Below are 21,558 nucleotides of genomic sequence, written 5' to 3' on the forward strand. Positions count from 1 at the left end.
TTTAGCCGTGCACAGCTAAATCGGTAGCTCTTCAAGATTGTCTTGTGTAAGTGAAGAAGTACAATCAAAAGTCCATACCAGCCAAATAACAACTCAAAATTATTTAACAGATTCAAGGGGGAGCACTAGTTGACAGGCCTGCAACTGACAGAATATCAAAGTCAGTATTTTTCTTGGCTGTTAACGCGCCGTGTCAGTGGCGATAATGTTGAATATCTAGCATCGACCTTGGTTGATTCACAAGTCGATGCCTCCCTCTTTGCGTGCAGCAATCCTTTATCCCGCGGTGTGATCCTTGCTGATGAAGTCCGGTTGGGCAAAACTATCGAAGCAGGCCTAGTCATCTCGCAACACTGGTCTGAGCGGCGTCGCAAGGCTCTCATTATTGTGCCCGCCAACCTGCGTAAGCAATGGCATCAAGAGTTGCAGGACAAGTTCAATCTTCAGGGGTTGATCCTCGAAGCAAAAAACTATAAGGCCATGTGCAAGGAAGGCTTCACGCAGTCATTCCTACATACAAACGGGCCAGTCATCTGTTCATATCAATTTGCAAAAGCTAAAGCCGATTTCGAAAGTCGGAAAAACGAGCTACTGCGGGAGATCAACCAGCGTAACCTGGGTTACTTCGAGCAGGAAATGCAGAAGCTAGATGCCTGGACGGACGACCTGAAGCTCGGTCTGAAGCAGGAAATCAAGGCCATTGACGGCGAGATCAAGGAAGTGCGCCGCACTGCCGCCGCCTCGCCCACACTGGAAGACAAGCTGTCATGGCAGAAGAAGCAGCGCGAGCTAAGTGCACCAAGCTGCGGCGGGAATTGTTCAGCCGGCAGGACGAAGTGGAAGCTCAGCGCAACGACCTCATCAGTCAGTTGGAATTGCAGCTTCAACAGCAAGTGGCCGAGCAGGCACTATTCACCATTGAATGGAAACCTCAATAATGTTGTTGACCACACTAAAAATTGAGCACTACCGGGGCATCAAGTCGCTGGAGCTGACATTGGGGCCGACAACTGTCTTGGTTGGTGAAAACAATTGTGGCAAGACCACGGTGCTGCATGCGCTGCGTGCGTGCCTGCAAACGCTGCGCTCTTCTGGCCGTGCGTCACCCTTTGACGAGTTCGATCTGCACTTTGACAGCCGGGCGGCAGACCCAACGACAGCGCCGCCCATTGTGATCACACTGACTTTTGAAGAGTCAACGCCTGGCCAATGGTCTGAAGAAGTGGAGCAAAAGCTTGGCGGTGAGGGCGGTGTGATTGCGTTGATGTCACCGGATGACCGTAGCCGGGTGCAGTTGCGTGTCAGCGCCGAATACTCCAAGGTAACCCAGGACATTGACACCACCTTCGAGTTTCTGGACGCTGCAGATAAACCACTGCCCCCGAAGAATCGCAACCGCTTGGGCAGCCTGCAACAGTTGCGACCACTGTTTTATCTGTCTGCACTGCGCGATGCAGGCAAGGAATTTTCCCGTACTTCGCAGTTTTGGTCTCCGTTTGTCAAGAACTCCCAAATTGACGAAAAGACCAAGGCTGATATTGAGCAACAGCTTGAAGTCATCAACGCTCAAATCATTGAGGCCCACGGTACGTTCAAAGGCGTACGTGAGCATTTGGGCAAGGTGCAGGAATTGGTGGCGCTGGGTGGGCAAGACGTGGTCAGCGTCGATGCGGTGCCTGCACGAGTATTTGACATGCTCAACCGAACTCAAGTTAGCATCGCTTCAGCAACGGGGGCTCGCTTGCCCATTGGCAGACATGGTGAAGGCACCCAGAGCCTTACGGTGTTGATGCTTTTCGATGCTTTCCTGAAGTCTGAGCTGGCCCGAAAGCAAGGGGTAAAGGAGTCCAAACCCATTGTTGCGCTGGAAGAGCCGGAGGCGCATTTGCACCCCAATGCGGTGCGGGCGTTGTGGAAGACCATTCGTGACATTGATGGTCAGAAGTTGATTGCCACACATTCGGGCGATCTCTTGTCGGAGGTCGATTTGACGGCGATCCGACGAATTTACAAATCTGGTGGCACGGTAAAGGTGGGGGCCATTGCCCCTAACACGCTAGGTCCGCGTGACCAGCGGAAATTTGACTTTCTGGTGCGCCGGACGCGTGGCGAACTCTTTTTCGCGCGTTGTTGGTTGCTAGGAGAGGGAGAAACCGAAGCCATCTTATTTGCCAGTGTGGCAGAAGTACTAGGCTTGGATCTGGAGCAGGCGGGTGTACGCTGCGTGGAATACAGACTAGGTGACATTGACTATTTTCTGGATGCAGCCAATGCGCTGGGCATTGCCTGGCACTGCCTGACAGATGCCGATGATCAAGGAAATGCCGATGCCACCAAAGCATCAGACCGTATCCCAGATAAGCCCAAGCGCAAAGATAGGCATATATCAGTACTGGCCGGAGCCTCATCCATAGAGCCGTATCTAGCAGCCAATGGTTTTTTGGACATTTATGAAACGATTGCAGTTCCACGCAAGAAAGCTGCAAAACTAAAGGTTGCGCCGGGTGACCCGGCATACGCAGGTCAGATCATCCAGTGCATCCCGGATAAACCAAGTGCAGCCTACGCGGTGGCCGAGGCCATGCGTTCGCGTGGTAAAGCCTCGATTCCCAAAGCATTGGCTGGTGCGGTCATGAAAGCAGTTGCGTTGGCGAGGAGGCAATAATGGAATATTTGAAGAAACTAAATCCCAATCAATCTGCCGCTGCGCAGTGGAATGAAGGGGCTTTGCTTGTTCTAGCCGGGCCAGGATCAGGGAAAACAGCAACGTTGACCGCGCGCGTTGCGCGATTGGTTGAACAAGGGCAGGATGAATCATTTCGGATTCTCTGCCTGACCTTCACACGCAAGGCCGCTGCGGAAATGCGAGAGCGTCTGTTGAATCTGGTGCCCGATGCAAAAGACCGGGTGTTACTGACGACTTTCCATTCTTTTGCCACAGACATCCTGCGGCAGCATGGAAGCCACTTCGGCTTTAGTCCGGATTTTGAAATTCTGGAAGAGGCTGAGCGTGTCGGTATCGTCAAGTCAGTGCTGGAGGAAAAGGCGGGAGAGTTTACAAAGTTCGTATCGGCTGAGAAGGCACTGACGGCGATAGATTTCCTGCTCAGAAATGTGACACCTGACGACAAGGTGCCCACACTGTTGAAAGACGCAGAGGCAGGCCAACAACTACAGTCGCTTTTCGCCCAGTACAAAGAGATTTTGAAGCGGCAAAATTGCCTGGACTACGGGGCGATCCTTTACTTTTGCGAGGAACTGCTGCGCGAACGGCCGCGCATCAGCAAACAGCTTCGTACGGTGTACCGGTACGTCTGCGTGGATGAGTTCCAGGATACCAATGTAGCGCAGTTCCGAATGCTTCGCGCCATTACGCCAGACAAGGACGCAAATGTCTTTATTGTTGGAGATGATGACCAAGTCATTTATCAATGGAATGGTGCCAGCCCGAAGCGGGTGAAGGAGCTGGAGCAGCACTACGACCTGACCACCATTCAACTACCAGAAAATTACCGATGCCCACCTGAAGTGGTAGCCCTGGCGAATGCACTTATCGTGCATAACGGCGAACGCTCGTCGGACAAGAAGCCTTTGCTTTCCATGAAAACGGGTTCGGGCGTGAATCCCATCGAACTGTTGTCGTTTGACGACGATCAGCAGGAGGCCAGCGGTATCGCAGAGAGGGTGGCCGAGCGACTGCGAGGTGGTGCGCGCCCAGCGGACATCGCAATTCTGGCAAGAGCGACTAGACTTCTGGAGCGGGTGCAACAGGCTTTGCAGACTTTATCGGTGCCGAGCCATGTGCAGCGGCGCAAATCGCAGTTTGAAAGTGCGCCGCTGCGGTTTGTGGTGGCGGCGCTGAAATTGGCGTTGGTACGGTCTGATGAAGACTTAGCAGCGACGGTTACAAAGGCGCTGTCTGATTGTGTAGAACAAGACGCCAACGGTGAAGACCTTGCCGGGTTTTCTGCGGCGCTCAATGGCGATCAGCTAGAGGCACTCGGTGCCTTGGTAGCGACCAGTGACGCAGTGCCACAAGGGCTTCGCCAAGCTGTCGCATCACTTGTTCAGGGGCGATACGCCGAATTCATCCAGTTGGCCCTGTCCCACTTTGACGCTGTGGAGAGGGCGGAGCAAAACGACGATAACGAGCAATATGCTGAGTACGCGACAGAGAGAGGGGTATGGCAAGGTATTCTTCGGGAAGTGGGTGGTGAAGAGGATGCTTATTCGTTGTCGTTGGGACAGTTCTTGCAAGAGCTTGCGCTAGCGAACAAGACACCAGAAGCGCCTTCTAATGCGGTGCGATGCTTGACTGTTCACAGCTCCAAGGGGCTGGAGTTCAAGCATGTATACTTGGTTGGCATGGCTGAGGATCAATTGCCTTCATTCCAAAGCAAAAAGGCTGGTGATGACAGCCGAGAGATGCAGGAAGAGCGCCGAAATTGCTTCGTAGCGATCACAAGAACCATAGAGACTCTGACGATGAGTTATGGCAATAAGTACAACGGATGGAGCAAGAAACCTTCGCGTTTTCTTTTTGAAATGGGTTTATTGGATGCAACTAAATGAAAAATTTTCAGCAACCTCCTAAATCTTTGATGAAGATATAAATATCAATGAGCAAGCAAAAACTCGAACTAACCTGGATGGGGAAGGACAAGCGCCCCAAGCTGGAGTCGCGTATCCTGCTGGAAGACCCGGCGAAGTCATACCACGCGAAGCATCGCGTGTCGGATACGAACATCTTCGACAATCGGCTGATTTCGGGGACAACCTGTTGGCGTTGAAGGCAGAGTTTACGGGCGAGTTGAAGTGCGTGTTCATCGATCCATCGTACAACACGGGCATCTCCTGCAGAAGTTCGACTCAGACACCGAGCATCGCTTTGCCATTATTCTTGAACGTGACGCCAGCAAATGGTTCAAGCCCGCCAAGGGCCAGTTCCAGATATTCTATAAGCTGGGTACCGAGGAACCAGAATACATCCATGACTTCGTGGCAGAAACCGACTCGACGATATCAGCACGCAGGAGGTGCAGGCCAAAGCTACCGCAGCGATGCAATGGTGCCAGCATGCGTCCAATTTCACGGCAAGCGTTGGCGGCAAACCGTGGAAGTATCTCCTGGTACCTCATGGTGCAGTGAACGAATCACGACGACTTATCGATTTTCTGCAGTTCGAAATGAAAAGTTGAATTGAAGGAGCGCTGACATGAGCCGTGCCCAGCTACGTTTTCAGGTTGATTCCCGACTCGCCACCTTGCTGAGTCAGGAATACCCGTCATCGGAACGAGCTTTGAAGGAACTCGTCGATAACGCGTGGGATGCCGACGCCGAGCACGTAGCTGTCACTCTCCCTACCCCACTGAGCGGTGGCTCCATCGTCATTGAAGACGATGGAAGCGGCATGACCGAGGAAGAACTGCGGCGGCATTATTTGGCCATTGCATCGGATCGCCGCTCACGGCGCGGAGAACGTACCGCAGGGAAGAACCGTCCGGTCAAGGGCAGAAAAGGCATCGGCAAGTTTTCAGGCCTCATGGCTGCGGCGACCATGATCCTCGAAACGCGTGCGCGCGGCCGCCTGTGCCGAATTTCCCTGCGGCTGGATGAGCTTGCGCGCGTTGAAGACATTGAGCAATTGGATATCAGTCTTCACAGCGAGCCGTGCGCGGCCGAACTCCACGGGACAACCATTACGCTCAGCGACTTACACCAAGGTTTAGCTTATCCGGACGCCAACCACCTTCGCCAGATCTTGCTGCAGGACTATGGTCGGCAAGATGACTTCGCGATCATGGTTGACGACAAGCGTCTGGATGTTGACGACGTGTCAGGACGTTATACAGAACAGGATCAGTCCTTGCCAAATGTGGGCAAGGTGAAACTGCGGTTCTCGATCAGCGATGGAAAATCGGGATTGCGCCAGCCTGGAATAACCTTGCGCGTAGATGGCAAGGCCGTGGGGCGTCCAGGATTCTTCGGCTTGGATCAACGAGATGACTTCCCGCCCAAATTGCTTCGCAAGCTCTATGGCGAAGTCGAGGCGGACGGACTGCGCGATCACATCACTGCTGGTTGGGATGCTCCCGTTGAGAACAGTGAACTTTTGAAGGAGGTTGAGGCATACGTTCAGTCCATTCTCCGGGAGGCGTATGAGCAGCAGTACCGGCAAGAGATCCAGCTTGCACAGGCTCGACTGCAAAAAGTGATCCTCACCCGACTCTCAGCGCTGCCGGAACACAAACGGGCCTTTGCAGATCGGGCAATCAAGAAAATCCTCGACAAGTATTACGGCGAACCGGAGAGCAAGGTCGAACCGGTGGTGAACGTGTTGCTGGAGGCAATGGAACGCTCCGATTACCGTATTCTTCTGGAGCACATTGATGCCGCAACCCCTGGAGATGTTGCTGGCATTGCAGATCGACTGAATGACTTTGGTCTTGCGGAAATGGCAACACTTGTCCAGCAAGCGGCGGCTCGGCAAGTTTTTCTCGACCAACTGGATAAGCTGGCCCGCGATGCCACTACCAGTGAAGCCATGATGCACAAAGCGCTGGAACGAAGCCTCTGGGTGTTTGGCTCGGAATATTCGTTGTTCAGCTCGAACATCACCTTGCGGCGTCAGGTGGAAGACATGCTGGGCAAGACCTACACAGGCGAAAAAGCAGATAAACGCCCCGATCTGCTGCTCAATGAAAATTTAAGCGGCGAATATTTGCTAATAGAGTTTAAGCGTCCAGACCATCCATTGAATCACGATGACTATCTGCAAGCTATTGCGTATAGACACGAGCTGCGCAAATACATCACCTCACCAATTCAGGTACTAGTGATCGGCGGAAGCCGTTCTCCTGATTTCCCTATGAATGATAAAGAACCTCAGGTGGAGGTTCGATTATTTAGCCAGGTTATTTCAACGGCAAGAAAACAAGTTGAGTGGCTATTAACCAGTAACCCACTGATATAAAATGAGGATTTAAATTGTTATATGTAAAATTAAGGCATAGCTCCTTTCCTTAAACCCATACCTATTGCGAAATCTATTACATCGTGACATACTCTCGCCTCTCGCAGTTGTGAGTGTTATACAATAACAGCAACTTCTATGTATAGCAGTGTGGTTAGCCATTGATTATTAAGTGTTTTATTGGCACTTATCGAATCCCTCGCTCTCCGCCACCTTAAAAGAGGTGTGAACGTGGTGAAATTTTAGTAGCATAAATTTAACATTCACGTATAATGCACGCCTCACATATGCGCCCGTAGCTCAGCTGGATAGAGTACTTGGCTACGAACCAAGGGGTCAGGAGTTCGAATCTCTTCGGGCGCACCAAATAAACAAAGGGTTAGCTTAGGCTAGCCCTTTTGTCTTTTCAGTATTTATACACCATTGCTACATTATGGCTACAACAGCAGCACCATATCTAAGGGAAGCAGAGATTGAACAGTTGTTGATCCCATCCCGCTACGACCCCTCAAAGCTTTTCAATAGCGGTAGCCAATGGGCTAATCAATTCGCAAAACGCTTCTGTTACGATCAAGCCCCTCGAAACGGAAAACACGCGCTTGAAAAGGCTGGCGCCGCGAGTACAACGAGGAGCGACCGAAAAAATCACTGGGCGGTTTGACGCCTGCAGCTTATGCCAAATCACTCACCCAGAAATCGGGTAAATTACCCTCGGACTCTAAAGCCCTCTGCTACTGAAAACGGGGGGACGTCGTTACTGATCTTCCCGCGCTTTTGCACGGAATGAATTAATGTGTAATACGTCATGCGACCATGCTTGATCTCGATCTGTCCCTGCGGTTGACCAAGAGCACTCACCAAGAATTTGATCCGGGTTTGGGATAGTTTTTCAATGCTTGTCGAGAGATACGTTTTCCCATCCTTTTCTGACAAGGCCCCCGCGAGATCGTGATGCTCTCCACAGCCTTGCAAGGCAAACAGTATGGAACTGATCAACACCGCTCCAACAGTTCTATATTGCATATGTTCTCCCTTATATCCTCTCAAGCGAGTTAGTCGATGCTTGGTGACATACGCTTATGGGACTGAATATAGAAACCTCCTATTAGCAATCCCAAAACGGCTGCCACAAGTGATCCGGATAGCACACCAAGCTTTGCGGCACTGAGCAGTCCGTCATTCTGGAATGCGAGCATGGATACAAAAATGGACATGGTGAAACCAATCCCGGCGAGTACCCCAATCAGGCATACGCCGAACCATGTGACATCTGAGGGCAATCTGCACCATCCCAATCGCACCATCAGCCAGCTCACACTGATCACGCCAATCGGCTTTCCAAAGATCAAGGCGATGGCGACACCGAACATGACCCACTGTGCCCCATCCTGATCAATACTAGCCTCTTGTAGGCTGACACCGGCATTGGCCAGGGCGAATAATGGCATGATGCCAAACGCAACCCAGGGGTGAAGTACTGTTTGGATGCGGGTCACCGGCGGCAGCAATTCACGCTGGGCAATACGGAGTCTACGCAGTGATTGTACCAGTTGCTGATTGCCTGAGGATGCCTCCTTGAGCAACTGGCGATGAACGCGTGAGATCAGTGCGAGAGGCCGCCTGCGAACTCTCGAGGAAAGTACCGGGGTCATGAGCCCGAGGACGACGCCAGCCAAGCTGGGATGGGCTCCGGTAATGAACAACCCAATCCAGATGATGGCACCAGGCAGTACGTAGGCATAAGCGGAACCTATGCCCATACGCTGTAGCAGGATGACGCTGGCTATGCCTATGCCAGCGAGAGCGAAACCGCTGTAATCCAGTCCACCCGAATAAAACAAGGCAATGATCAAGACGGCGATGATGTCATCAATCACGGCCAGGGCGAGCAAGAATATCCGGACATTGCCGGGAATGGAGCGGCCCAGCAACGCGAGCACCCCAACGGCAAAGGCAATATCAGTGGCGGTCGGTATGGCCCATCCCTGTTGCCTGGCAGGGTCAGCATTCAAGGCAAGATAAATGAGAGCGGGGATCGCCACTCCGCCCAATGCCGCGGCAAATGGCAAGGCAGCTTGCTTGAGGCTGCTTAATGCTCCCTCATGGATTTCGCGGCGGATCTCCATGCCAACCACGAGAAAGAAGAGAGTCATGAGGACATCGTTGATCCAGAAATGCAGCGACTCGGAAAATAGCGCCTGGCCCAACCCAATAGACAGTGGGGTATGCCAGAGGTGATGGTAGCTTTCGGCGAATGGAGAGTTTGCCCAGATGAGTGCAATCAAGGCAGCAATAAGTAATACGATACCGCTGACTGCTTCGATATGAAAAAACCGCTCAACCTTGGCGAAGGCGAACTTGGTCAATAGCTGAGCGCGGGATACCCGGCGGCCAGGGCGTTGCTGATGCATAGGCGTACAAGCTCCGCGTGGCGGCCCGACCTAACGCATTAACCTGTCTCGCCGCAGCATGCGGCTAACACCCTTTTTTATTCTACATCCTCAATTCCGTTAGGCAAAATTTGAACACAATGCGGGTGATTCATCCTTGCCTACTGTCGTTGATACCAAGTCTTACTATGATTGATGATGTACACCACGGTCAACATCGCGGGAACTTCAATTAACACGCCAACTACTGTGGCCAATGCTGCTCCTGACTTGAAGCCGAATAAACTAATGGCCGTGGCTACTGCCAATTCAAAGAAGTTACTCGCACCAATCAAGGCTGAAGGACCAGCTATGCTGTGCTGTTCCTCAGCCTTGTAGTTCAGCCAGTATGCAAGACCGCTATTGAAGATTATCTGGATCAGGATAGGAACGGCTAATAGCGCGATCACAATTGGCTGCTCAATGATGGCATGTCCCTGAAAACCAAACAGTAAAACTAGCGTCAGCAGCAAAGCGGCTATTGACCAGCTTCCTGTGTGTTGCACAATCTGCTCATAACAAGCCTGTCCTTTGGCTAACAATGTTTTGCGCAGCAGTTGGGCAAGCAGCACAGGTATCACAATGTAAAGCACAACAGAGGTTGTGAGAGTTGCCCAAGGCACGGCGATTGCAGAGATACCTAGCAACAGGCCAACCAGTGGCGCAAATGCAAAGATCATGATGGTGTCGTTCAGGGCTACCTGTGATAGGGTAAATAAGGGATCGCCTTGTGTGAGCTTGCTCCAAACAAACACCATCGCAGTGCAAGGAGCGGCAGCTAGCAATATCAGCCCGGCAATGTAGCTGTCTACCTGCTCAGCAGGCAACAGCTCGGCAAACAAATGCCGGATGAACAACCAAGCAAGGAATGCCATTGAAAATGGCTTGACCAGCCAATTAATAAATAACGTGATTCCTATCCCTCTGAGGTGATGACGCACTTGGTCTAGAGCGGAAAAATCTACCTTGGCAAGCATCGGGATGATCATGACCCAGATCAAGAAACCGACTGGCAGATTGACCTGCGCGAACTCAAGGCTAGCAATGGTTTGAAATATCTCAGGCCACAACTGGCCAAAGAAAACTCCGATGAAAATGCACAACGCTACCCATAGGGTGAGGTAACGTTCAAACGTATTCATTTGATGCCATCCAGTTCGCGCTTGATACTAGGGATGTCCATTGACTCCAAAGGCAGGCGAATAAAACGTTCAACGCATCCCTGGATCTGGCTGCGGATCTGGGCAAAGGCAGCACGTTTATCCTCATTGCTACCTTCAGCTGCGGCAGGATCTTCAAATCCCCAATGCCCTGATATCGGCGAACCAGGCCAGATGGGGCAAACCTCGCCAGCGGCGTTATCGCAGACAGTGATGACGATATCCATCTTAGGTGCATTAGCTTGGGTAAACTCATCCCAACTCTTGCTACGCAACACCTCAGTGGGGTAACCAAGGTCAGCCACCTGCTCAATGGCGAAGGGATTTACTTTGCCAGTAGGATTGCTACCAGCGCTAAAGGCCTTGAATCTACCCTGGCCCAGCGTATTGAATAAGGCCTCAGCCATGATGCTTCTTGCGGAGTTACCTGTACAAAGGATAAGTACATTGAAGGTTTTGGTGATCATTTAATAGGCTCTGAGATAGGTTGAAATTGAACTGGCATGCAAGGTGCACCACCACAACAATTCTCAGTGAGGTATGCCAGGACATTGTTCATCTGTATGTAATTTGCTGAGTAGATGACAAACCTGCCTTTATGACGAGAAGTCACTAATTGCGCATGACTTAGTTCTTTAAGGTGAAAAGAGAGAGAGGAAGGTGACACATCAAGGGTTTCACTGATTCTGCCAGCGTGCAGCCCATCAGGCCCCGCCTGAACAAGGAGTCGATAAATTGCGAGGCGTGATTCCTGTGCCAAGGCAGATAATGCAGTAACGATAGTTTTCATTTCCATATTTTTATATTATTTGAAATATAGAAATAATTCAATAAAACTGCTTATTAATGTCTTTTACCAGAAGCTATAAAAGAAACACCCGTAACTGTCAAAGAGGAACTTATGCATGTCCCACCTCAATGCCAAATCCTAATATTTTGCTGCCTGTCTCTGCAATGATCGAAAATGCGGAACTGATACAAGCTGTACACAAAACCATCGATCAATTCAGAACTCCAAGGTGAAACGTTCACCATCTTGACGATAGAAAGAAGGCCTATACCATCATGACATAGGCCTTTATTTTTACATGCTTCCCAAGTCTTCTATGGCATCAATCACCATGCCAGTGCCAATGGCGATCATGAGAATATCAGCTGCCACTCTGACGTATTTATAGCCGCGAGGTGGTGGGTCTAGTCGAGCAATGATTACTGGCGGTAGATCGTAATAGATAATATCGCGAGGTAATGGGTAGCCTCGACGCCATTTCTTGGCTTGTCCTGGAGGCATGCAGCCGTTGTTCTTTTTCGCTAGTCCAGGAGGGCAGTGGCCGGCCTGGTATTGATCGCGGTAGTAATCCTGGATGATGACGCGCTGGTTGCTTGAAAAATGGATGTCAATATCAATGTTGCCACCATTTCTGCGATCATCATAAGCGTGGCGGTCAGATCCACCACCACCGTGCTGTTGCTTTTTCACTTGCCCTGGAGGGCCACCATTGCCATTCCCTTTTCCATGGGGCGGGTCTGCTAGTAAAGGACCGCTCAAACTCAGGGTGATGCAGAAGGCTGGAATAGTCAGCAATATCTGTTTAACTTTTGCGTTCATGGCTCTCTCCATAGTTGTGAAGATATAAGTTTTATTATGATGGGTTCGTTGCAGTGTTGAGACTGAGTATTATTTGTTATTAAAATAAAATCAGTTGGTTACATTAGCTCGAACGGCCTATTGTAACTAATCTTGGACGAGAGATAATCCACCCCATAACAACAAATAATTAAAAAATTCTTAACTATGGAGTTAAACATGTTGAAAAAGACAATGACTGCTATTGCCTTGGTTGCAGCAATGGCTTCAGGTGTTTCTGCGCAAGCAGCGACAAATGACAACTACGGCACTTTGCTATCGGGGGACTTCACTCCGGCTAGTAGTTTTGCTACTTTGAGCTATAACAATATTGGCAATGTTTACTATTTCACCCTGACTGCCAATGATCTGAATGCCTTGTTTACTAATAAAGCATTTATCGGCTCTATTGCAGTGGATGCAGATGCGAAAGCGACTGTATCGAGTGTATTAGGTGATTCTCCTGTTAGCTATAAAAATGGTGGTGGTCCTGGTGGTATTTATGATTTCCGCTTTGATTTATTCCAAGGTCAAGATCGTTTAACCGCGAACGAGAGTGTTAGCTGGACAGCAACTTTTAATGGCCCCGTTGAGCTAAACTCCAAATCGTTTGCACTTCACGTGCAAGGTTTGACTGATGCTCAAGGTGGCAGTGCTTGGTACACCGTCAGTGCTGTACCTGAGGCGGATACATACGCTATGTTGGCATTAGGCTTGGGTGTTCTAGGCTTTGCATCTCGCCGTAGGAAAGTGCAGTAAGCGAGAAGTAAAACGAAAGGCCTCCTTATGAGGCCTTTTTATCTTTGTAGCGTGACAATCAAGTATTTGACAGAAACATTCCCTAAAAACTTTAGAACCCGATTGAGTATCCAATAAATCCTAGCGGTTGTGTTCTGGTTTCAACGATGGGGCTATTGGCTTGCTCGTTGCCTAAGCGGTTGGCAATCAGGCCAAAGAATAACGCTTGGTTTTCTTTTATGCTGTAAATGCCATTGACCCCGATTTGATATTGCGTGCCAGCACCTGCTTCATAAGCTGAGCGTCCCTGCCTTGCTTCGTCGGCATCTACGCCAAAGTAATAGTCATTGAATTTCTTGTTGTTCCATTGCACGCCGATCAGGCCATTGATGCGGAATTGACTAGAGCGGTACAGACTTCGAATAAATTGGAGCTGTACGTTTTGGCCGTTGCTTGCGTTTCCAGCGTCAAAACCCCATTGGGCGTTTACAGTGCCGTAATCGGTTTGCCAACGGAGGACTGGGCCAACATCTACCGAGAAGTCCCGGTCATGCATGCCTTTGGTGCGGCTGCTGTCGTCAGCATCCCAGCCAAACCTTGCATCTGCAGATAGTCCAAATCTTAGCCTTTTATCGTCGGAGTCCAAGAGCCAAACGCCAGCTTGCAGGCCATTGATATAAAATCGGTCACCGTAGTTGGCATTGATGACAGGCAGTACTAGTGTACGAAAGTCTTTGGAGCCTGATGTCTTGGGGATCATGCCAACGCCAATACCATACATGTTCTTTTGCCTCGGCATAGATGTTTCAGTCTGCCTGTCGATCTTAGTTTCCTCTGCCCAAGCATAGCTGGTTAGGAGGCATACGGCGGAAAAACTAAGTGCGCGTTTGATTTGTGCCATTGTTATCCTATTACGTTAATTGAGTCAGATTGCTTCAATCCCAGTAGTTTAAGCCAGATATATTAAAGCTTTAGAACTGAATTGGCCCCTACTATCCTAGACAGTCGCCAGCCCCTCGAAATAACGCTTTTCATACTCTAATGGCGATAAGCCATTATTGAAACTGTGCCGACGCCTGAGATAGTGAAACTAAAGATATATCCCCGAAGTTCTGGATAGGGAAAATTCTTATACCTTGGTTCTTGGTCTCAATGTACCCACTAATGAATTTAATCTGCGCGAATTTTGCGCGACTTTCTGCACTCCAATAGGCTTTTATAGGCTGTTTGATTGCAACGAACGCCCCTAACCCATTGATTAATATACGCGCCACTCCAGCCCCAGAAGGCTACGAACCAAGGGGTCAGGAGTTCGAATCTCTTCGGGCGCACCAAATTTTCAAAGGGTTAGCTTAGGCTAACCCTTTTTATTTATTGTTCCATTGATACATTCGCAATCTGATCATCAGCAATAGCAAAATTTAATATAGAAGGCTTATGGCTAGTGTTTCTATATTATTCACCTCACTCTGGGTTTTGATACCCTGTTTTTGCATTTTCAATAAGTCCACTCGTCCCTCACGCTGAGACAGTAGCCTTGAATCCCCCATCAATGCTGCTCACCGATTCATTCCCGCTTTTCCATGCAGGCTTGCAGTATTCATCTACAATTTTTGCAGGGTTATCCCGTATTAAGCAATATCACGGTAACAATCAAGAATAAGACTGCCTCTTACTTTCCACCCCACCCCTTGTCCTTAATTCCAGTTCTGGTGCGGCTTTCCTGCGGGGGATGCATTGCCAACCTAAGCTATTTCCATCGCTTTACTATAAGCAACTGTGTGTTCGTTCAGGTTGGCACATCACTTGCCATTTATTAAGCATACGATGACTCACCAAGGACGAGCGACATGCTGCACCCTCGATACCAAGCAGATACAACGCTGCCTATAGCTCAGACGCGACATAAAGTGGCTGAGCAGGCTGACATCTCTCTTCATTGTCCTGAGGAAATTGCTGTATCACTACATGATAGGCAATCACCTTGCCGCCAGCGATTAGAAGATTTTATCCGTGAGAAATACAGGTCTATTCATGCCGCCAAGATTACGCATTTCATGCCAACAATCATGAGCCTGAATAACCGCAAGGGCGAGCTATTAGCCACTTGCGGTCTGCTTCGCGCTAATGAGGATGACTTATTTCTTGAACATTATTTGGATGTTTCAGTAGAACAGGTGTTGCAGGATTTGACAAGGCAAGCAGTAGCACGCGCCTCGATCTTCGAGATCGGTAACTTTGCCGTACGCCGCCACCATGACATCCGCACCTTATTGTCTTGCATCAGCCGACACTTACACGAAACTGCCACTGAATGGGCCGTATTCACCGCGACAACAACGCTCTACAACTCACTCCAGAAACTAACCATTCCCATGGTGACGCTAGGTGAAGCAAGGCTGGAGAAATTACCACCAGATGCCCGCAATGGGTGGGGCACTTATTACGATTGTGCACCCAAGGTATTAGCTATTGCCAGAAACAGGAGCGCATCATGATGACTTGCCTGGAAGAGACCTCAGTGGACAGCCTGCTTTGGGAGCAGGAACCCAACAATTTAGTTATCCTCGCTCTGGCACATGGTGCGGTGCTGTATCCCACACGGGTGGCGGTGCAAGATGAAAATAGCGCTTTGACTTATGCGGAATTGTTCCAAGCCGTGCATTCTCTTGCCAGCCAGTTGCAGCCTTATCGAGGGCAGGCAGTGGGAATTTTCATGGATAACTCCATCAGTTGGATGATTGCCGACCTGGCAGGCGCATTTGCAGAAACGATTGTCGTCCCCTTGCCCTTGTTTTTTTCTGCAGAGCAATTGCTGCATACAGCACACGATGCTGGCTTGAAGATGCTGCTCACCCTGGAAGGCATGCCTATCTTGGCACTGTATCAATCCGCTGGTTTATTAAATGCCAATCCACAGGCATGGCACGATGCTTCCGGGCAACACAAAGTTGGCATGTATGCATTGAGCAACCCTTACCCTGTGGCCTTTCCAAAGAATACAGCCAAGGTGACTTATACCTCAGGCACCACAGGCACCCCCAAAGGGGTATGCCTCTCGGCAGATACCATGGCGCAAGTAGCGAACTCACTAGCGACGGCATCATGGGCCAGCCTGCGAGATAAACATTTCTGCGTATTACCACTCTCGACGTTACTGGAAAACATTGCCGGCATTTACACGCCCTTGTTGGTGGGCACCAGCACCACACTCTTGCCGCTAAACAAGCTGGGGCTTACTGGCTCCTCCACCTTTCAAGCGCAATTGTTACTAGCTCAGCTTAAACAACACCAGATCACGACAGCCGTACTCACGCCCGAACTCTTGTATGGCCTAGTCATGCACCAAGAATCTTCACCCACGTCCTTGCCCGATTTGCGTTTTATTGCCGTGGGTGGGGCCAGCGTATCGCCGCGCCTGCTGAAAAGAGCAGAAGCCCTCGGTCTACCGGTATTTGAAGGTTATGGATTGTCCGAATGCGGATCCGTGGTCGCCCTCAACACATTACGCCACCGCAAGCCAGGCAGTGTAGGCAAGCCGTTACAACACGTGCGCGTCAACTTTGCGCCGGATGGCGAAATCATCGTGCACTACCCTGCTATGCAGGGTTATCTGGGTGGTGCGACACAGGCAGCACAAAGCATATACACCGGAGACATCGGTCACCTGGATGCCGATGGCTTCCTGCATATCACAGCGCGTAAAAAGAACGTCTTCATCACTTCCTTCGGGCGGAATGTCGCACCTGAATGGGTAGAGCGCGAGCTATGCCTATCGCCCAGTATTCACCAGGCAGCAGTATTTGGCGAGGCAAAACCATGGAATACCGCAGTACTGGTCGTGGATGCCCAGGCTACCGATTCGGCCATTGATGCCAACCTGCACGAGATCAATCAAACCCTGCCCGATTATGCCCAGGTACAACACTGGATTCGGGCTTCCAGACCGTTCACCCTCGCAAATGGTCTGACAACAAGTAATGGACGTATCAAGCGTGCGGCCATTCAAGCCACCTATGAAACCCAATTGAATGCCTTATATGGAGAAGTCTGACATGGCTTTTTATGAAACATTGCTGCAAGCAACTCAAGCCGAACGGCAGGCCTTGCTGTCACTACCGCTTATCCAGGCGGGAGCTCAGGGTAACGTCAACAAGCAGGCTTATATCGCTTTTCTGGGCGAAGCCTATCACCACGTCAAACACACCGTGCCACTACTCATGGCTTGTGGCTCGCGCCTGCCAGATGCGTATGAATGGTTGCGTACTGGCATGGCAGAATATATCGAGGAAGAAGTTGGCCACCAGGCATGGATATTGAACGACATTACTGCCTGTGGTGGCGATGCAGAAGCCGTTCGCCATGGTCAGCCCTCCCACGAAACCGAATTGATGGTCGCCTATGCCTATCACTTGATTGATCGCAAGAATCCATTGGGTTTTCTTGGCATGGTGCTGGTACTGGAAGGTACCAGTACAGCTCTGGCTTCACTGGCAGCAACATCGATTCAATCAACACTTAACTTGCCCAAGCAAGCGTTTTCCTACCTGACATCCCATGGCGCACTGGATGTCGGCCATACCGATTTTTACGCGGGATTGGTCAATAACATCACCCAGCAGGCCGATCGGCAGGCGGTCATCCATGGCGCCAAAGCTTTCTATCGACTATATGGCGATATTTTTTCCGAGCTGTTCAGGCGCTTTGCGCCGATATTTACAGAGGAGCAAGCAGCATGATCCTGCAAAACCAAGTCATTATCCTCACTGGTGCCACCGGCGGTATTGGCAGGCACCTGGCTCATCAATTGGCCGAGCAAGATGCACAACTGGTACTCGTTGCCTCCAACGAACTGAAATTAATGGAGCTGGCTGGCGAATTGCGCATGCGCAACACCCGGGTCATGGAGGTACTGGCTGACCTGCGCTCACCCAACGCAGCACAAGGCATTATCGAGCAAGTGCTACGCACTTGGGGCAAGGTTGATATTCTCATCAACAATGCAGGCATCCTGGACTTCACCATACTTGAGCAACAATCCTCCGCACGCATTGCTGAGCTCATGCAAGTCAATGCCATTGCGCCGATGCAATTAGTCAGCGGCGTGTTGCCTTATTTCAAGCATGTGAATCGCGGGCATATCGTCAATGTCGGCTCTATTTTCGGCTCGCTTGCTTACCCTTATTACGTCACCTATAGCGCAAGCAAATATGCACTACGTGGCTTCTCACAAGCCCTACGCCGAGAGCTTGCAGGTAGCGAAATCCATGTCACCTATGTCGCACCACGCGCAGTCCGCACAGCGCTCAACAGTGCCGCGAGTATCGACATGATGCATCACGGCAACATGGCGATTGATGAACCTGAGGCAGTCGCCAGCGACATTATCGTTGCCATTGAGGAGCGCAAAGATGAACTCTACCTAGGTTTCCCCGAGAAAATTTTTGCCTGGATCAACAGCATCGCGCCATCCATCATCAGCTTGGGCATACGCAAACAAGCACAAATGGCACGTCATTACGTCAATCAATCCCGCATTCAGGAGCAATGATGATCAAACACGTTAGCAAGCTCTCTACCACGTTGGCACTCACTAGCACCCTAGGCCTGGCGTGGTTCACCAGCCCTGCCTGGGCAGATAGCCAACTCGACGACAACCTGAACAAGCTGCAACACGCCTGGGTGATCGCCAACTACCAGACACCGGACAATGCCAAGGAGGCTGCTTTCAAGCAACTCACTGAAGAGGCACATCAATTAGTAGTGAACTCGCAAAATGCACCTGAAGCCCAAGTCTGGGAAGCCATTACCCTTAGCGGCTATGCCAAGGCCAAAGGTGGCTTGGGCGCCCTCAAGCTGGTAGAGAAATCTCGCGACCTATTACTCGGGGTGGAAAAAACCCAGCCCGAGATCATGCAAGGCTCGGTCTACACCAGCTTAGGCACACTTTATTACCGTGTACCCGGCTGGCCAATTGGTTTTGGCGACAAGAAAAAAGCCAAGAGTTATCTGGAAAAAGCACTGCAAATAAATCCTGCAGGGGTGGATGCCAATTACTTCTACGCTGATTACCTATCTGAATCAGGCGAATACAAGAAGGCGATTGAATATTATCGCAAGGCATTAGATGCCCCTGCGCGCCCAGGCCGTGCAGATGCAGATGCAGAGCGCAAGAAGGAAGCCCAGCAAGGGCTGGCTATCGCACAGGCACATTAACTTTTCCTAGCAATACTATAAAGCCGGGGCTTTCTCTCTCTGGGTTCCGGTTCTTTTTTTAAGCAAACCTAACCATGCGCCTCCCCTAGGCTGCGCATGCTGCGGCAATTTGTCACATTATGTCCAGCGCTTGATGTTGTTATATTTCCCTGCTTTTCATCATGGGTGATGAAACACGGCTATCACCTCTGCAATCCATATAACAACTAACATTATGACAAACTCATCTTCATTGCTGATCAGGACAATCGTCGCCAGCCTGTTTTCATCGACTATAGGCATACCCATTGCTAACGCTGAAGAGGCAGAACAAACAAAAAAAGAACAAGAAGAGGTCAATAGGCTAGAAACCCTCAATGTCAAAACAACTTCGATCAAGGACCAAAAAGGTCTCAATCTCGACAAACCCTCAGAAGCTGGCTCGCGCCTGGGCTTAACGATCCGCGAAAACCCGGCTTCAGTCGCCGTAGCAGATCGCAAGAAAATGGAAGAGATTGGCGCACGTACCTTTCAAGATGCGGCTAACAGCCTGCCCGGTGTCAATGCCTCAGCACCGCCGGGACTAGGTGGCTTCGTTACCTATCGTGGCTTCAATGGCGCGCAAATCAACCAACTTTTCAATGGCATCAGCCTGCAATACACCAGCGCCAACCGGCCGGTAGACGCGTGGGTGTTTGATCGCGTAGAGCTGGTAGGCGGCCCTTCTTCATTCCTTTACGGCAGCGGCTCCGTTGGCGGCAGCCTGAACTATGTCACCAAACTCGCCACGCGCGAGGCAGAAATCAGGGAGGCACGCCTCAGCTACGCACGCTACGACACCATGGAAGCGGCATTCGGCATCAATCATGCGCTCAACGACAGCAACTGGGTTCGACTCGACTTCAGCCGCAATACCAGTAATGGCTATATAGACCGCCAGGAACGCGAGGCAAATAGCGTGGCACTGTCCTGGCTAGCGGACATTACGCCCAATTTGTCGCACACCCTGGCTCTGGAACACCATGTGGAACAGGAAGACAGCCCCTACTGGGGTACGCCTACGCTCAACCCAAAACTAGGCAAGCTGAAAATCGACAAATCCAACCGCTTCAATAACTACAATGTGAGCGATGGTCGCTATGAGCAGCGCCTGACCTGGGCAAGGTCAATCACTGAATACCAGATTAATTATCAAACCTCATTGAAAAATACCTTCTACCATTACACCGGTCAGCGCGACTATCGCAATCTGGAGGTCTACAAATACACGGCAAACAATGCCGCGATCGATCGCTCAGGTGGTTATTTACAGCGCCATGATCAAGAGCTCAATGGCAACCGTGTTGAGATCGTGCACAAAGGGCAGCTGTTTGGCTTGAAAAGTGACTGGTCGTTTGGTGCGGACTATAACGTGAATCAGCAAACAGTATTCCCCACCCCAGAAGGTGCTTTTGATACCGTATTGCCCGACAATTTTGAACCAGACTACTTTACCAACATTCCAAACATGAATAATGGCTTGAAAAAAGGCCGCAGCACCAAAACCAAGACATTGTCTGCCTTTGTCGAAAACCGCCAGTTCCTCAGCCAGCACCTATCCCTGGTCACAGGCCTACGCTATGATCATATCGACTTTCACTTCGACAATACGCCTGGCATGAGCCCAACCGATATCAATCGTAGTTGGAATACCATCACTGGGCGTGCAGGCGTCGTATTCGATGTCACGGAAGAAGCCAATCTCTATGCGCAATACAGTACCTCTGCTGAACCACCAGGTGGTACCTTGACCAGCGCAAACGTCGGACAGATCAATAACAATTTCAAGCTCTCCACCGGCTACCAGTTGGAACTCGGCAGCAAAATGAACTACCTGGACGGCAAGGGCACTGCCACTATTGCCGCATACAAGATCGTGCGCAGGGATTTCCCCGTCACTGATCCGCAAAACGCCAATAACACTATCTTGGCTGGCCAGCAGACATCCAAAGGCATTGAATTAGCGTCCTCACTTCAAATCACACCCAAGCTGAGGGCAGAAGGGAATGTAGCGTGGGTCAATGCAGAATATGACGACTTCAATGAAAGCGTGAGCGGTGTTTCGGTTTCACGCAAAGGCAAGACGCCCGTCAATACACCAGACCAGGTCGCCAACCTGCGTTTCATCTACGACATCACGCCAGATTGGCAAGCAGGCATCGGCGCACGTCATGTCGCCTCCGTGTATGCCAACACCGCCAATACACAGTGGGTGCCGTCATACACCTTGTTCGACTTGCAAACCAAATATCGTGTAAGCCAGAATGCAGACCTCACGGCCCGTATCCGCAACCTCACCGATGAAACCTATGCCCGCTACGTGCAATCAAGCAATGCACTTTACTATGTGGGTGAACCACGCACGCTTGAGGTCGCCTTGCATGTACGCTTCTAGTA

General features: G+C 50.5%; 19 protein-coding genes, 1 tRNA gene and 1 pseudogene. 14 read left to right on the forward strand and 7 right to left on the reverse strand.

The window, feature by feature from the left end:
• Window positions 1–129: 129 nt before the first annotated feature.
• The 7 genes and pseudogenes from ACIKP9_RS07075 to ACIKP9_RS07105 form a co-directional block, all read left to right on the forward strand.
• Window positions 130–963, forward strand: coding sequence for an SNF2-related protein (locus tag ACIKP9_RS07075; RefSeq protein ID WP_400880994.1), 834 nt, complete (start codon window positions 130–132; stop codon window positions 961–963).
• Complete coding sequence (locus ACIKP9_RS07080) at window positions 938–2,665, forward strand: ATP-dependent nuclease (RefSeq protein WP_400880996.1); 1,728 nt, start codon at window positions 938–940, stop codon at window positions 2,663–2,665. The genes ACIKP9_RS07075 and ACIKP9_RS07080 overlap by 26 nt, the downstream gene beginning before the upstream one ends.
• Window positions 2,665–4,572 carry an ATP-dependent helicase gene (locus ACIKP9_RS07085; RefSeq protein WP_400880998.1) on the forward strand — a complete coding sequence of 636 codons (1,908 nt, stop codon included), beginning with the start codon at window positions 2,665–2,667 and terminating at the stop codon, window positions 4,570–4,572. Before ACIKP9_RS07080 ends, ACIKP9_RS07085 begins: the two co-directional genes overlap by 1 nt.
• Before the next feature lie 243 nt (window positions 4,573–4,815).
• Window positions 4,816–5,148 (forward strand): hypothetical protein, encoded by a 333-nt coding sequence (locus ACIKP9_RS13500; protein ID WP_449815758.1) that lies wholly within the window; start codon window positions 4,816–4,818, stop codon window positions 5,146–5,148.
• A 67-nt stretch (window positions 5,149–5,215) separates the two neighbouring features.
• The gene (locus ACIKP9_RS07095; protein WP_400881000.1) at window positions 5,216–6,973 is read left to right on the forward strand and encodes an ATP-binding protein; all 1,758 of its coding nucleotides are present in this window, start codon (window positions 5,216–5,218) and stop codon (window positions 6,971–6,973) included.
• A 289-nt stretch (window positions 6,974–7,262) separates the two neighbouring features.
• Window positions 7,263–7,339: transfer RNA gene (locus ACIKP9_RS07100), tRNA-Arg, on the forward strand.
• A gap of 243 nt (window positions 7,340–7,582) precedes the next feature.
• Window positions 7,583–7,711, forward strand: a pseudogene (locus ACIKP9_RS07105) (hypothetical protein); the annotation flags it as partial.
• Here ACIKP9_RS07105 and ACIKP9_RS07110 read toward each other — a convergent pair.
• The 6 genes from ACIKP9_RS07110 to ACIKP9_RS07135 all read right to left on the reverse strand — a co-directional run bounded on the left by ACIKP9_RS07110 (window position 7,679) and on the right by ACIKP9_RS07135 (window position 12,171).
• Window positions 7,679–7,996: a hypothetical protein gene (locus tag ACIKP9_RS07110; protein ID WP_230347979.1), complete on the reverse strand. Its 318-nt coding sequence runs from the start codon at window positions 7,994–7,996 to the stop codon at window positions 7,679–7,681. The pseudogene ACIKP9_RS07105 and the gene ACIKP9_RS07110 sit on opposite strands and share 33 nt — an antisense overlap.
• A gap of 29 nt (window positions 7,997–8,025) precedes the next feature.
• Window positions 8,026–9,384: a Na+/H+ antiporter NhaA gene (gene nhaA, locus ACIKP9_RS07115; RefSeq protein ID WP_230347980.1), complete on the reverse strand. Its 1,359-nt coding sequence runs from the start codon at window positions 9,382–9,384 to the stop codon at window positions 8,026–8,028.
• A 140-nt stretch (window positions 9,385–9,524) separates the two neighbouring features.
• Window positions 9,525–10,544, reverse strand: coding sequence for an ACR3 family arsenite efflux transporter (gene arsB, locus ACIKP9_RS07120; protein ID WP_230347981.1), 1,020 nt, complete (start codon window positions 10,542–10,544; stop codon window positions 9,525–9,527).
• A complete protein-coding gene (locus ACIKP9_RS07125) occupies window positions 10,541–10,969 on the reverse strand; it encodes an arsenate reductase ArsC (RefSeq protein ID WP_449815761.1) in 429 nt (142 codons plus the stop codon). The genes arsB and ACIKP9_RS07125 overlap by 4 nt, the downstream gene beginning before the upstream one ends.
• Before the next feature lie 56 nt (window positions 10,970–11,025).
• Window positions 11,026–11,358, reverse strand: coding sequence for an ArsR/SmtB family transcription factor (locus ACIKP9_RS07130; RefSeq protein WP_230347983.1), 333 nt, complete (start codon window positions 11,356–11,358; stop codon window positions 11,026–11,028).
• Window positions 11,359–11,646: 288 nt separating this feature from the next.
• Complete coding sequence (locus ACIKP9_RS07135; RefSeq protein WP_230347984.1) at window positions 11,647–12,171, reverse strand: RcnB family protein; 525 nt, start codon at window positions 12,169–12,171, stop codon at window positions 11,647–11,649.
• 198 nt (window positions 12,172–12,369) lie between these two features.
• Here ACIKP9_RS07135 and ACIKP9_RS07140 point away from each other — a divergent pair, with 198 nt between their 5' ends.
• Complete coding sequence (locus tag ACIKP9_RS07140) at window positions 12,370–12,948, forward strand: PEP-CTERM sorting domain-containing protein (RefSeq protein WP_230347985.1); 579 nt, start codon at window positions 12,370–12,372, stop codon at window positions 12,946–12,948.
• Between the two features lie 91 nt (window positions 12,949–13,039).
• Here ACIKP9_RS07140 and ACIKP9_RS07145 read toward each other — a convergent pair whose 3' ends face one another.
• Window positions 13,040–13,828, reverse strand: a complete 789-nt coding sequence (locus ACIKP9_RS07145; RefSeq protein WP_230347986.1) for a MipA/OmpV family protein — start codon at window positions 13,826–13,828, stop codon at window positions 13,040–13,042.
• Between the two features lie 949 nt (window positions 13,829–14,777).
• On the opposite strand from ACIKP9_RS07145, the gene ACIKP9_RS07150 reads away from it, so the two are divergent.
• The 6 genes from ACIKP9_RS07150 to ACIKP9_RS07175 all read left to right on the forward strand — a co-directional run bounded on the left by ACIKP9_RS07150 (window position 14,778) and on the right by ACIKP9_RS07175 (window position 21,556).
• A complete protein-coding gene (locus ACIKP9_RS07150; RefSeq protein WP_400881004.1) occupies window positions 14,778–15,425 on the forward strand; it encodes a thermostable hemolysin in 648 nt (215 codons plus the stop codon).
• The gene (locus tag ACIKP9_RS07155; protein ID WP_400881005.1) at window positions 15,422–16,981 is read left to right on the forward strand and encodes an AMP-binding protein; all 1,560 of its coding nucleotides are present in this window, start codon (window positions 15,422–15,424) and stop codon (window positions 16,979–16,981) included. Before ACIKP9_RS07150 ends, ACIKP9_RS07155 begins: the two co-directional genes overlap by 4 nt.
• A 1-nt stretch (window position 16,982) precedes the next feature.
• Entirely contained in the window at window positions 16,983–17,666 is a 684-nt protein-coding gene (locus ACIKP9_RS07160; protein ID WP_400881007.1) for a TenA family transcriptional regulator, read from the forward strand.
• Complete coding sequence (locus ACIKP9_RS07165; protein ID WP_400881009.1) at window positions 17,663–18,478, forward strand: SDR family oxidoreductase; 816 nt, start codon at window positions 17,663–17,665, stop codon at window positions 18,476–18,478. The genes ACIKP9_RS07160 and ACIKP9_RS07165 overlap by 4 nt, the downstream gene beginning before the upstream one ends.
• Window positions 18,475–19,143, forward strand: a complete 669-nt coding sequence (locus ACIKP9_RS07170; RefSeq protein ID WP_400881011.1) for a tetratricopeptide repeat protein — start codon at window positions 18,475–18,477, stop codon at window positions 19,141–19,143. The genes ACIKP9_RS07165 and ACIKP9_RS07170 overlap by 4 nt, the downstream gene beginning before the upstream one ends.
• A 214-nt stretch (window positions 19,144–19,357) precedes the next feature.
• Window positions 19,358–21,556: a TonB-dependent receptor gene (locus tag ACIKP9_RS07175; protein ID WP_400881013.1), complete on the forward strand. Its 2,199-nt coding sequence runs from the start codon at window positions 19,358–19,360 to the stop codon at window positions 21,554–21,556.
• The last annotated feature ends 2 nt before the right edge of the window (window positions 21,557–21,558 follow it).

The organism is Methylobacillus methanolivorans (assembly GCF_044751345.1).
Classification (GTDB): Bacteria; Pseudomonadota; Gammaproteobacteria; order Burkholderiales; family Methylophilaceae; genus Methylobacillus; species Methylobacillus methanolivorans.

What these genes read in the sequence shown, in the direction of transcription:
- ACIKP9_RS07155 (WP_400881005.1), top strand. Translation starts at nt 15,422, where the DNA reads ATGATGACTTGCCTGGAAGAGACCTCAGTGGACAGCCTGCTTTGGGAG.
- ACIKP9_RS07135 (WP_230347984.1), bottom strand. Translation starts at nt 12,171, where the DNA reads ATGAACGCAAAAGTTAAACAGATATTGCTGACTATTCCAGCCTTCTGC.
- ACIKP9_RS07140 (WP_230347985.1), top strand. Translation starts at nt 12,370, where the DNA reads ATGTTGAAAAAGACAATGACTGCTATTGCCTTGGTTGCAGCAATGGCT.
- ACIKP9_RS07085 (WP_400880998.1), top strand. Translation starts at nt 2,665, where the DNA reads ATGGAATATTTGAAGAAACTAAATCCCAATCAATCTGCCGCTGCGCAG.
- ACIKP9_RS07080 (WP_400880996.1), top strand. Translation starts at nt 938, where the DNA reads ATGTTGTTGACCACACTAAAAATTGAGCACTACCGGGGCATCAAGTCG.
- ACIKP9_RS07160 (WP_400881007.1), top strand. Translation starts at nt 16,983, where the DNA reads ATGGCTTTTTATGAAACATTGCTGCAAGCAACTCAAGCCGAACGGCAG.
- ACIKP9_RS07130 (WP_230347983.1), bottom strand. Translation starts at nt 11,358, where the DNA reads ATGGAAATGAAAACTATCGTTACTGCATTATCTGCCTTGGCACAGGAA.
- ACIKP9_RS07110 (WP_230347979.1), bottom strand. Translation starts at nt 7,996, where the DNA reads ATGCAATATAGAACTGTTGGAGCGGTGTTGATCAGTTCCATACTGTTT.
- ACIKP9_RS07125 (WP_449815761.1), bottom strand. Translation starts at nt 10,969, where the DNA reads ATGGCTGAGGCCTTATTCAATACGCTGGGCCAGGGTAGATTCAAGGCC.
- ACIKP9_RS07145 (WP_230347986.1), bottom strand. Translation starts at nt 13,828, where the DNA reads ATGGCACAAATCAAACGCGCACTTAGTTTTTCCGCCGTATGCCTCCTA.
- ACIKP9_RS07150 (WP_400881004.1), top strand. Translation starts at nt 14,778, where the DNA reads ATGCTGCACCCTCGATACCAAGCAGATACAACGCTGCCTATAGCTCAG.
- ACIKP9_RS07170 (WP_400881011.1), top strand. Translation starts at nt 18,475, where the DNA reads ATGATGATCAAACACGTTAGCAAGCTCTCTACCACGTTGGCACTCACT.
- arsB (WP_230347981.1), bottom strand. Translation starts at nt 10,544, where the DNA reads ATGAATACGTTTGAACGTTACCTCACCCTATGGGTAGCGTTGTGCATT.
- ACIKP9_RS07165 (WP_400881009.1), top strand. Translation starts at nt 17,663, where the DNA reads ATGATCCTGCAAAACCAAGTCATTATCCTCACTGGTGCCACCGGCGGT.
- nhaA (WP_230347980.1), bottom strand. Translation starts at nt 9,384, where the DNA reads ATGCATCAGCAACGCCCTGGCCGCCGGGTATCCCGCGCTCAGCTATTG.
- ACIKP9_RS07095 (WP_400881000.1), top strand. Translation starts at nt 5,216, where the DNA reads ATGAGCCGTGCCCAGCTACGTTTTCAGGTTGATTCCCGACTCGCCACC.
- ACIKP9_RS07175 (WP_400881013.1), top strand. Translation starts at nt 19,358, where the DNA reads ATGACAAACTCATCTTCATTGCTGATCAGGACAATCGTCGCCAGCCTG.